The sequence below is a fragment of the Streptomyces sp. PU-14G genome, assembly GCF_041028275.1.
GTDB lineage: Bacteria > Actinomycetota > Actinomycetes > Streptomycetales > Streptomycetaceae > Streptomyces.
The window spans coordinates 1-10,986 of record NZ_JASKYT010000237.1 but is presented as its reverse complement, the minus strand read 5'-3'; the positions used below and the strand labels follow the sequence as shown (position 1 = coordinate 10,986).

Here is a 10,986-nt window from a genome sequence, read left to right as displayed (position 1 = left end):
GCCACACACAACGGCCCCTCGGCGCCGGAAGGCGGCCCCCCGCCCCCGGGCCGCGGTGGCGGCCTCCGCCTGCGCCCCTGGCACACGCTGTGGTTCCTGCTGCTCCTCGGCTGGACGGTGAGCGCCGCCGACCGGGCCATCACGGGGCCCATCGTCACCTGGATGATCGACAACGGAGTCGGCTTCCTCGCGGACGCCGCGCACCCGCACGCCCTCGGCGGCCTCATCGGCGGTCTGTTCTTCGCCGGCTACATGCTCACCCAGTTCCCCGGCGGATACCTCGGAGACCGCTACGGACACCGCACCCTCATCGTGGTCAGCCTTCTGTGGGCGGGCGTCGCCACGCTGCTCACCGGGTTCGTGGGCGGGCTGGTGGCGTTCATCGTCGTCCGCGTCGTCACAGGGCTGGGCGAGGGCGCGTTCTACTCCAACGACCGCACGCTGGTCACCGCCGCCACCCCCGAGCGCCACCGCGGCCTGGGCATGGGGGTGGTCATCACGGGGCTGTCCTTCGGGATCACCCTCGCCATCGTGCTCACGCCGTACTTCGTCGACGCGGGGAAGGCGCTGCTGCCGGACGTCGACGCGTGGCGCATGGCCTTCTGGATCCTGGGCGCGGCCACCCTGCTCGTCGGTGTCGTCCTCGCCGTGCGCTTCCGCGCGCAGCTGAGCTGGGCGGCCTCGCTGCGCGCGACGCTGCACCTGGGCGGGTACGCGGCGGTCTCGCTGGCCCTGGTGATGGCGGTGTACGCGGTGGGCGACCGCGCCGGCCTGTCCACGCTGTGGATCGCGCTGCTCGAAGTGGGCCTGGCCGTGGGCCTGGTGCTCTTCGCGCTCGGCCGCAAGGGCGCAGAGCTGGGTCCCGTGCTGAAGAACCGCGATCTGTTCCTCCTGTACGTGGTCAACATCGCGATCTTGTGGAACCTGTGGTTCTTCAGCTTCTGGTCGGTGTCGATCGTCGCGGGGGCGGCGCACTCCTCGTTCGCGAACGCCGCGCTCACCGCGGGGTTCAACGCGGGCGCCGGCATCCTCGGTTTCCCCGTCGGCGGCTGGTTGTCCGACCACGGCCTGCGACACGGCTGGGGGAGGAAGCCGATGATGCTGGCCTTCACCGGTGTCCAGGCGGTGCTGACGGTGGCGTTCGCCTGGTACCTGGCCGCGGCCGACGAGCCGTCTCTGTGGACCATGGGAGCGCTGCTGTTCGGGGCGAGCGTGTTCTTCAACGCACTCCAGCCGGTCGGTCACGCCCTCACCGCCGAGCTGGCCAGACCGCAGATGCGCGGCTCGGCCTTCGGCATGGAGAACCTGATCGGCGAGACCGGGGCCGTCCTCTCGCCCGCGATCAGCGGGGTGCTGCGGGACGCCACCGGCGGCTGGCAGGCCGCCGTCTGGCTGGACGCGGGCATCGTGCTGGCCGGGTTCGTGGTGCTGTCGCAGGTCCGCCAGCCCCGCGAGAGGGCGACCGCGCCCTCGTGACGGTGCCCGGCCGGGACGGCCAGGCCGGACGGGCCCGCCGACGCGGGCCGGAAGAGGGAACGACAGGGGAGGACAGCACCGCATGCGAACGAACGCGCACATCCGCACCGTCCGGGACGCCGCCTTCGAGGTTCTGCGCGCGGAGGGCATGACCACGCTGTTCGCCAATCCGGGCTCGACCGAGGTGCCGTTCCTGGCCGGGCTCCCCGACGATCTGCGGTTCGTCCTCGCCCTGCACGAGGGCACGGTCGTCGGCGCCGCCACCGGCTGGGCGCTCACGCGTGACGCCCCGGCCCTCGTCCTGCTGCACACGACCGCGGGGCTCGGCAACGCCGTCGGCGCCCTGGCGACCGCCCGAGAGAACCGGGCCCCGCTGGTGGTGCTGGTCGGCCAGCAGGACCGCAGGCACCTGGTACAGGAACCCTTCCTCGCCGGCCGGCTGGAGGGGCTGGCGGGCGACTACCCCGTGCGGTGCGAGACGCCGCCGCGCGCCCAGGACGTCCCCGGAGCGCTGGCCCGCGCGGCGCACGCGGCGCGGGCCTGGCGCGGGCCCGCACTCGTCGTCGTCCCGATGGACGACTGGGCCGCCCCCGCCGAGGATCTGCCGCTCCCCGCACCCGTACGTCGGCGCCAGGCCACTGCGGCGGACCCCGACGCGGTGGAGGAGGTCGCCGGCATCCTCGCCCGCTCTTCCGCCCCCGCGCTGGTCGTCGGCGCGGCGGCCGACACCGCGGCGGTCTGGTCCGCGCTGACGGGGCTGGCCGAGCGGCTGCGCTGCCCGGTGTGGCAGGAGGCGTTCGGCGCGCGGGCCGGCTTCCCGCAGGATCACCCGCAGTTCGCCGGACACCTGCCCGCCGACCGCGAGCGGCTCCGCGAGGTGCTGTCCGACCACGACCTGGTGCTCGTCGTCGGCGCTCCGGTGCTGCGCCAGTACGGCTACCGTGCGGGCCCGCTGGTGCCGGCGGGCTCGGGTACCCGGCTGGTACTCGTGACCGACCAGGGGGCCGAGGCCGAGCGCGCCCCCGTCGAGCTGGCCGCGGTGGCGCCTCTCGCGTCGTTCTGCGCGGCCCTCACCGAGCGCATATCGGAGCGTTCCGGCACCCCGGCGCCCCGCTTCCCGCGCGCGAACCCGCCGGCGCCTCCCGAACCCGGTGAGCACCTGCGGGCCGGGCACGTGCTGGCCGCGCTCGCCGAACGCCTCTCGCCCGACACGGTCGTCGTGGAGGAGACCCCGTCCAGCCGCCCCGCGCTGCACGCCCTTCTCCCCGCCAGGCGCCCGCTCGGCTTCCTCAGCGCCGCCATGGGCGGTCTGGGCTTCGCACTTCCCGCTGCCGTGGGCGCCCGCATGGCCGACCCCGGGCGTCCGGTGGTGGCGGTGGTGGGCGACGGCTCGTCCCTGTACCAGCCGCACGCGCTGTGGACGGCGGCGCACTACGGGGTGGGAGTTCTCTTCGTCGTCCTCACCAACGGGCGTTACGCGATTCTGGACCAGCTCGCGGCCGGTCACCGGGCTCGGGGCCCGTGGCCTCCCTTCCCCGAGATCGACCTCACCGCTCTCGCCGCCTCGCTGAGCTGCCCGGCCCGGAAGATCACCGACCCTCCCGCCCTGCTCAGCACGCTGGACAGTGTCCTCCCCACTCTGGCCCACCGGACCGAACCCCTCCTCCTGGACGTCCGGATCGCCCCATAGGCGTCGCACGCCGCACCGGGGGGCGGGTTCGCGCACCGATGCCGTGGCAGGCCACGCCGCCGGCGCGAAAATCATGGTCCGACCCCTGTCGCGCGGGGCGGCCCGTTCCTAAGCTCTGTCCGCAGTCATCCGATGTATCGAACCTCGAAGGTGCGACAGCACCGACTGACGGAGGCGACGGCGCCCGTGCTCCCCCCATACCCCTTCTCCGGTCACTCCGACTCCTCCGACCCTTCGCGGGGTCCGGGCACCTCCCGACGCGCGCTGCTGCGCACGGCCGCCGCACTGGGAGCGGCCTTCACGCTCTCCTCGCAGGCGGAGTTCTCCCGCCCGGCCCACGCCGCCGACCGGCCCTCCTCGCCCGCCCTGGTGCCCGGCGAGGAGGCAGTGGCCCTCTGGTACCGGACGCCCGGCGACGAAGCCTCGATCATGGAACAGGGGCTGCCGGTCGGCAACGGGCGCCTGGGCGCCCTGACGACCGGGAACGCCGCGCACGACGCGCTGTACCTCGCCGATGTGACCCTGTGGACCGGAGGCACCAACGACACGCTCGGCCCGGACGGCCAGTTCCCCTACGAGGCCGAGACCTTCGGCAGCTTCGGGCAGCTGGCGCGGCTGTACCTCGACATACCCGAGCACACCGCGCCGGCGGTCTCCGCATACCGGCGGACGCTGGATCTGAGCAACGGCCTCGCGGTCACCACGTACACGGTGGGCACCGCGTCCTACCGGCGCGAGGTCTACGCCAGCCACCCCGACGACGTACTCGTCGTACGGCTGACCCAGACCGGCGGCAGCTGCACGGGGGAGCTGTCCCTCACCGGGACGCGCGGTGAGGAGACGTCGGCGGACGGTGGTGCCGCCGAAGCCTCGTTCTCGGCCACCCTGCCCAACGGGCTCAGATACGCGGCGCTGCTCAAGGCGGTCGGCGTGGGCGGAACGGTCTCGGCCTCAGGCAACCGGGTCACCTTCGAGAACTGTTCCGAGGTGAACCTGGTCGTCTCCGCGGGCACCAACTACCAGGCGGACGCCTCGACCGGATTCAAGGACGCGTCCCTCGACCCGCTGGAGGTGGCGCGAGCGAAGGCCGCCTCGGCCGCCGCCGTGCCCGCTCAGCGGCTGCTGGCCACACACGTCGCCGAGCACCAGCGCCTCCAGCAGGCGATGACCGTCGACCTGGGCTCCTCCACCGACGCACAGCGCGGCATGGACACGGCCGCGCGTCTCGCGGCCCGCGCCGAGCCCAGGGCCGCACCCGACCCCGAACTGGAGGCCGCCTACCTGCAGTTCGGCCGCTACCTGATGGTCTGCGGCTCCCGCGGCAGCCTGCCCGTCAACCTTCAGGGCCCGTGGATCGACCGCAACGATCCGCCGTGGATGGCCGACTACCACTCCGACATCAACGTCCAGATGAACTACTGGCTGCCCGACCGTGCGGGCCTGAGCGCGTGCTTCGACGCCTTCACCGACTACTGCCTCGCCCAGCATCCCGTATGGGAGAAGACGACGCGGAAGCACTTCAACGACCCCCGCAACAGGTTCCGCAACACATCGGGGAAAGTCGCCGGCTGGACCGTGGCCTTCTCCACCAACGTCTTCGGCGGCAACGGCTGGCTGTGGCACCCGGCGGGCAACGCCTGGCTCTGCAACTCCCTCTACGAGCACTACGAGTACACCCGGGACCGCAGGCACCTCGAGAAGATCTACCCGTTGCTCAAGGGGGCGTGCGAGTTCTGGGAGGCCAGGCTGGTCGAGGTGGCGGTGGCCGACCCCGCGACGGGCGAGGAGCGCCGGGTTCTCGTCGACGACCACGACTGGTCACCCGAGCACGGCCCCCAGGACGCGCGGGGCATCACCTACGCGCAGGAGCTGCTGTGGCAGCTGTTCCACCACTACGGCGCGGCGGCGGACGCACTCGGCAAGGACGCCGCGTACGCCCGCACCGTCGCCGAGTTGCGCTCCCGCCTCCACCTGCCGGGCGTCAGCTCCACCACCGGGTGGCTCCAGGAGTGGATGTCCGAGGAGAACCTGGGGGAGAAGGAGCACCGCCACCTCTCCCCACTGGTGGGCCTCTTCCCCGGCGACAGGATCACCGTCGAGGATGCGCCCGCGCAGGTGCTCGACGGGGTCAGGAAGCTGCTCACCGCGCGGGGGATGGAGAGCTACGGCTGGGCGTGCGCCTGGCGGGCCCTGTGCTGGGCCAGGCTCAAGGACGCGGAGAAGGCGTACCAGTTGGTGCGGACGGTCATGAGACCGTCGGTGGAACACGGCAACGGGTCCGGCATCAACATGTTCGACATGTACCGGCTCTCCGGCTCCGCTTCGGTGTTCCAGATCGATGCCAACTTCGGCACACCGGCGGCGATGATCGAGATGCTCGCCCAGTCACGCGCCGGGCGCGTCGAGCTGCTGCCTGCGCTGCCGAACGCGTGGGCGAAGGCGGGACGCGTCACCGGCATCGGGTTGCGTGGCGGGCTGCGGCTGGACCTGGCGTGGCGCGAGGGCGGGTTCACCGAGGCGACTCTCCGCGGTGCGGCGGGGACCCGGGTGACGGTGGTGGCGGGAGACTGGCGAAGGGACGTGACGGTTCCGGCCGGTGGGGCCGTCACCCTGCGCCCCTGAACGCCGCCCGAAGCGGCCTCAACACCGCCCGAAGCACCCTCAACGCCGCCCGCAGGTTCACGAGAGGCCTGGGCCCTCGGCGCAGAGTGGCTCGAAAAGAGATCCGATGTTTCCTTGCGCGGCTTGGTCACCCGGGAATAGTGTCGACTCGGCCGTTCAGTCATCCGATCTCTGAGGCGTTGGATGCTCCCTCGACGCAACGGTGGCGCCGCCGCGGGGCAGGCTGCGAAAGGAAACCCAGTTGTCCGCAGACGTTGCACGGATCATCGCGATGGACACCTACGACGTCCGCTTCCCGACCTCCAGACAGCTGGACGGCTCGGACGCGATGAACCCGGACCCCGACTACTCCGCCGCGTACGTCGTCCTGCGCACCGACGCCGGTGAGGGGCTCGACGGGCACGGGTTCACCTTCACCATCGGACGGGGCAACGACGTCCAGGTCGCGGCCATCGAGGCGCTGCGCGCGCACGTGGTCGGACGGCAGGTCGCCGAGCTGTGCGCGGACCCGGGGTCACTGAGCAGGGCGCTGACCGGGGACAGCCAACTGCGGTGGCTCGGGCCCGAGAAGGGGGTCATGCACATGGCTGTCGGCGCGGTCGTCAACGCCGCCTGGGACCTGGCGGCCAAGCGCGCGCGCAAACCGCTGTGGAAGCTGCTGGCCGACGCCGAGCCCGCCTGGCTGGTCTCCCAGATCGACTTCCGCTACCTGACCGACGCGCTCACCGAGCAGGAGGCGCTCGACCTGCTGCGCCGCGCCCGTGCGGGCCGCGCGGACAGGGAGAAGGAGCTGCACCGCCGGGGCTACCCGGCCTACACCACCTCGCCCGGCTGGCTCGGGTATCCGGACGAGAAGCTCGCCCGGCTGGCCGAGGAAGCCATGGCGGCGGGCTTCGGGCAGATCAAGCTGAAGGTGGGCGCCGACCTTCAGGACGACATCCGGCGCTGCCGCACCGCCCGCGAGGTGGTCGGCCCCGGCTTCCCGATGGCCATCGACGCCAACCAGCGCTGGGACGTGTCCGAGGCCATCGCATGGACCAGCCGGCTGGCCGAGTTCGGCCCGTACTGGATCGAGGAGCCGACCAGCCCCGACGACGTGCTCGGGCACGCCGCGATCCGGCGCGCTGTGGCACCGGTGAAGGTCGCCACGGGCGAACACGTGCACAACCGGGTCGTCTTCAAACAGCTGCTCCAGGCGGGAGCGATCGATGTGCTGCAACTCGACGCGGCCCGGGTCGGCGGGGTCAACGAGAACCTGGCGATCCTGCTGCTGGCCGCGAAGTTCGGTGTGCCGGTGTGCCCGCACGCGGGCGGAGTCGGTCTGTGCGAACTGGTGCAGCACCTGTCGATGTTCGACTTCGTGGCGGTGTCGGGCACGACCGAGGACCGGGTCATCGAGTACGTCGACCACCTCCACCAGCACTTCCTCGACCCGGTCGTGATCCGGGACGGGCACTACGGCGCACCGCTCGCCCCCGGCTTCTCCGCCGCCATGCGCCCGGACTCGATCGCTGCCTACACCTATCCACACGGGCGCTTCTGGGCCGCCGATCTCGCCCGGAGCGGCGACGTCCAGGGTGCCACCGACCCCGCGGAGGCCCAGGCATGACCACGCACGAACTCGCCGGACTGCGCTCCGTCGTCACCGGCGGCGCCTCGGGAATCGGCCAGGCCACCGCCTGGCGGCTGGCCGAAGGCGGCGCCGAGGTCGCCGTGCTCGACCTGGAGCCCTCGGGGGTGACGGCGCCCCTGCACGGCATCCGGGCCGACGTCGCGGACGACGCTTCCGTCCGCTCGGCTATCCAGCAGGCGGCCGACCTGCTCGGGGGCATCGACATCCTGGTCAACAACGCGGGCATCGGCGCCGCCGGCACGGTCGCGGACAACACCGACACCGAGTGGCAGCGGGTGCTCGACGTCAACGTCGTCGGCATCGCGCGCACCACCCGTGCCGCCCTGCCCCACCTGCGGCGCTCGCCGCACGCCGCGATCGTCAACACCTGTTCCATCGCGGCCACCGCGGGGCTTCCGCAGCGCGCCCTGTACTCGGCCAGCAAGGGTGCGGTGTACGCGCTGACGCTGGCCATGGCGGCCGACCACGTCCGCGAGGGCATCCGCGTCAACTGCGTCACCCCGGGAACGGTCGACACGCCCTGGGTGGGCCGGCTGCTGGCGGCGGCCGACGACCCCGAGGCCGAGCGGCGCGCGCTCGAGGCCCGCCAGCCGCACGGCCGCCTGGTCACCGCCGAGGAGGTCGCCGCCGCCCTCGTCCACCTGGCCGCACCCGGTGCCGGATCGGTGACCGGTACGGCGCTCGCGGTGGACGGCGGCATGTCGGGGCTGCGCCTGCGGCCGGCCGGCACATGAGCGGCGTACTGCCGCGGGCGGCGCTCGGACGGAGCACGGCGCACGTGACGCGGCTCGCCTTCGGCGCCGCCTGCCTCGGCAATCTGTACGAGGCGGTGAGCGACGAGCAGGCGGCGGCCACGGTGCAGGCCGCCTGGGAAGAGGGGCTGCGCACCTTCGACGTGGCGCCGCACTACGGACTCGGGCTCGCCGAACGGCGGCTGGGCGCGGCGCTGCGCGGGCGGCCGAGGGACGACTTCACCGTCTCCACAAAGGTCGGACGACTCCTCGAACCGGTCAGCGGCGCGCAGGGGGACGACATGGCCCACGGGTTCGCCGTCCCGGCCGACCGGCGCAGGGTGTGGGACTTCAGCGCCGACGGAGTACGCCGCAGCCTGGAGGCCAGCTTGCGACGGCTCGGACTCGACCGGGTCGACATCGTCTACCTCCACGACCCGGACGACCACGAGCGCGAAGCCCTCGACCAGGCCTACCCCGCGCTGGAACGCCTCAGGGGCGAGGGCGTCGTCAAGGCGATCGGCGTCGGCATGAACACCTCCGCGATGCCCGCCCGCTTCGTCCGCGACACCGACATCGATGTCGTCCTGCTCGCCGGCCGCTACACCCTGCTCGACCGCAGCGGCCTCGCGGACCTGCTGCCCGCCGCCCGCGAGCGGGGGACCTCGGTGGTGGCCGGGGGCGTCTTCAACTCCGGGGTGCTCGCCGACCCGCGGCCTGAGGCGACCTACGACTACCGACCCGCCTCCCGCGGTCTGCTGGAACGGGCGCTGGCTCTGGGGCGGATCTGCGCGGGGTTCGGAGTGCCGCTGCGCGCAGCCGCGGCACGCTTCCCGCTGAGCCATCCTGCCGTCGCCGGGGTGCTGCTGGGTCTGCGGACCCCGGCCGAGGTACGGGACGCGGTCGCCCAGTTCCGGCGCCCGCTGCCCGACGAGCTGTGGGACGCGCTCGCCTCCTCTGGACTGCTCGGCCACGTCGGAAACCGAAGGGTGACGTCATGAGGGTCGCACTGCACACGCGCGTGCGCGAGGAGCGCATCGCCGAGTACGAGGCGGCGCACCGCGAGGTGCCCGCCGAACTGACCGCCGCCATCCGGGCGGCCGGCTGCACGTCCTGGACGATCTGGCGCAGTGGCACGGACCTGTTCCACCTCATCGAGTGCGAGGACTACGCGCGGCTGCTCGCCGAGCTGGAGAGCCTTCCGGTCAACGTCGGCTGGCAGGCGCGGATGGCCGAACTCCTCGACGTGGTGCACGACTACTCAGCGCACGGCGCCGAGGCCGGGCTGCCGGTGGTGTGGCAGCTGCGGAACTCCCCGCCCGAGGCAGGCCGGCGACCGTGACACTTCCGCGTCCGTGAGGTGTCAGGGCAGCGACAACCGATCCGACGAGGAAGGACGACAACCGTGACACAGACACCGACGGGCGCCGCCGCCCGCACGCAGGACGGGGGAGCGGTACCCCGAAGAGTGCACTGGGTCGCCGTGCTCGGCGGACTCTCGGGCGTTCTGTACGGCTACGACTCGGGCGCCATATCGGGGGCACTCGAACCGCTGACCGACGACTTCGGCCTCAGCTCCACGGGACAGGGCCTCGTCACCAGCCTGCTGCTGCTCGGCGCGCTCCCGGCCATCGTCGCCGGATCGCTCGCCGCACGGCGCTGGGACCGGCGGCACCTGCTGATCCTGGCGGGCGTCATCTTCGTCGTCGGCTCGATCGGCTGCGGGTTCTCCCCGAACGCCGCGACGCTCATGGTCTCCCGGTTCGTCCTGGGCTTCGCGGTCGGCCTGGCCAACATGTTCGGCCTCATCTACCTGAGCGAACTCGCCCCCAAGCATCTGCGCGGACGGATCACCGCGCTCTACCAACTCTCCGTCAACGTCGGCATCCTCGTGGCCTTCACCGTCGGCGACGTGCTCTCCTCCTCCGGCGCCTGGGAGTGGATGCTGGGGCTCGGCGCCCTGCCGGCCGCCGTGTTCCTGGCCGGAATGGTCCTCAGCCCGGCAGGGCCGCGCTGGCTGATGATGCACGGCAGGGCGAAGGAAGCCGAGTCCGTGCTGCGCACGCTGCGCTCCACCGACGAGGCGGCCGGCGCCGAGGTCGAGGAGATCCGCACCAGCCTGGTGGAGCAGCACGCGGGCCTGCGCGAGCTGTTCACCGGGCACTACCGCAGGCCGCTGCGCATCACCCTGATACTGACGTTCTTCCAGGTCTTCACCGGCATCAACGCCGTCGTCTACTACGCCCCGATCATCTTCGAGCACCTCACCCCCGAAGGCTCCGACAGCGCCGGAACCCTCGCCAACTACTGCGTGGGCGCGGCTCTGGTGCTCTCGACGGCGGCCTCGCTGCCCTTCATCGAACGCCTCGGCCGGGTCAGGCTCCTGACCCTCTCGCTGGCCGTACAGGTGCCGCCGATGATCGTCCTCGCCCTCTTCCCCGACGTCACCGCCGTCGCCGTCACCTGCGTGTTCGTCTACACCTTCGCCTTCGGCTTCGGCCTGGGCCCGGTGTTTTGGCTCTACTGCCCCGAGGTGCTGCCGCTGCGCGCCCGCGCCATCGGCATGGGCGTGATCACCTTCACCCAGTACCTGCTCAACTTCCTCTTCTCCCTGGTCTTCCCCGACGTCCTCCACGCCATCGGCAGCACGGTCTTCGCCCTCTTCGCTCTGCTGTCCGCCGTAGCCGCCTGGTACGTGGCCCGCCGCGTGCCCGAAACCTGTGGCAAGTCACTCGAAGAGATCGAGCACCTCTGGCTCACCGACCAGCCCCCGACCGCCCGGGCCTGAGACGAGGGCGACACCCCTGGCACCCTCGGTACCCCAGGCCCCAGGC

Annotated in this window: 8 protein-coding genes; all 8 read left to right on the top strand. The window is 72.3% G+C overall.

What is annotated here, in order from left to right; all coding sequences use genetic code 11:
- Positions 1-69 precede the first annotated feature (69 nt).
- The 8 genes from AB8Z75_RS23890 (at position 70) to AB8Z75_RS23855 (ending at position 10,940) form a co-directional block, all read left to right on the top strand.
- On the top strand, positions 70-1,476 hold the full coding sequence (locus AB8Z75_RS23890; RefSeq protein ID WP_369205274.1) for an MFS transporter: 1,407 nt from the start codon (positions 70-72) through the stop codon (positions 1,474-1,476).
- An 82-nt stretch (positions 1,477-1,558) separates the two neighbouring features.
- On the top strand, positions 1,559-3,166 hold the full coding sequence (locus AB8Z75_RS23885; RefSeq protein WP_369205270.1) for a thiamine pyrophosphate-dependent enzyme: 1,608 nt from the start codon (positions 1,559-1,561) through the stop codon (positions 3,164-3,166).
- Positions 3,167-3,298: 132 nt separating this feature from the next.
- Entirely contained in the window at positions 3,299-5,788 is a 2,490-nt protein-coding gene (locus AB8Z75_RS23880) for a glycoside hydrolase N-terminal domain-containing protein (protein WP_369205268.1), read from the top strand.
- A gap of 241 nt (positions 5,789-6,029) precedes the next feature.
- Positions 6,030-7,397, top strand: a complete 1,368-nt coding sequence (locus tag AB8Z75_RS23875) for an L-fuconate dehydratase (RefSeq protein ID WP_369205266.1) — start codon at positions 6,030-6,032, stop codon at positions 7,395-7,397.
- Positions 7,394-8,155, top strand: a complete 762-nt coding sequence (locus AB8Z75_RS23870; RefSeq protein ID WP_369205264.1) for an SDR family NAD(P)-dependent oxidoreductase — start codon at positions 7,394-7,396, stop codon at positions 8,153-8,155. Before AB8Z75_RS23875 ends, AB8Z75_RS23870 begins: the two co-directional genes overlap by 4 nt.
- An 8-nt stretch (positions 8,156-8,163) precedes the next feature.
- Positions 8,164-9,153 carry an aldo/keto reductase gene (locus tag AB8Z75_RS23865; RefSeq protein WP_369205272.1) on the top strand — a complete coding sequence of 330 codons (990 nt, stop codon included), beginning with the start codon at positions 8,164-8,166 and terminating at the stop codon, positions 9,151-9,153.
- A complete protein-coding gene (locus AB8Z75_RS23860) occupies positions 9,150-9,494 on the top strand; it encodes an L-rhamnose mutarotase (RefSeq protein ID WP_369205262.1) in 345 nt (114 codons plus the stop codon). The genes AB8Z75_RS23865 and AB8Z75_RS23860 overlap by 4 nt, the downstream gene beginning before the upstream one ends.
- A 63-nt stretch (positions 9,495-9,557) precedes the next feature.
- A complete protein-coding gene (locus tag AB8Z75_RS23855; protein ID WP_369205260.1) occupies positions 9,558-10,940 on the top strand; it encodes a sugar porter family MFS transporter in 1,383 nt (460 codons plus the stop codon).
- Positions 10,941-10,986: the final 46 nt, after the last annotated feature.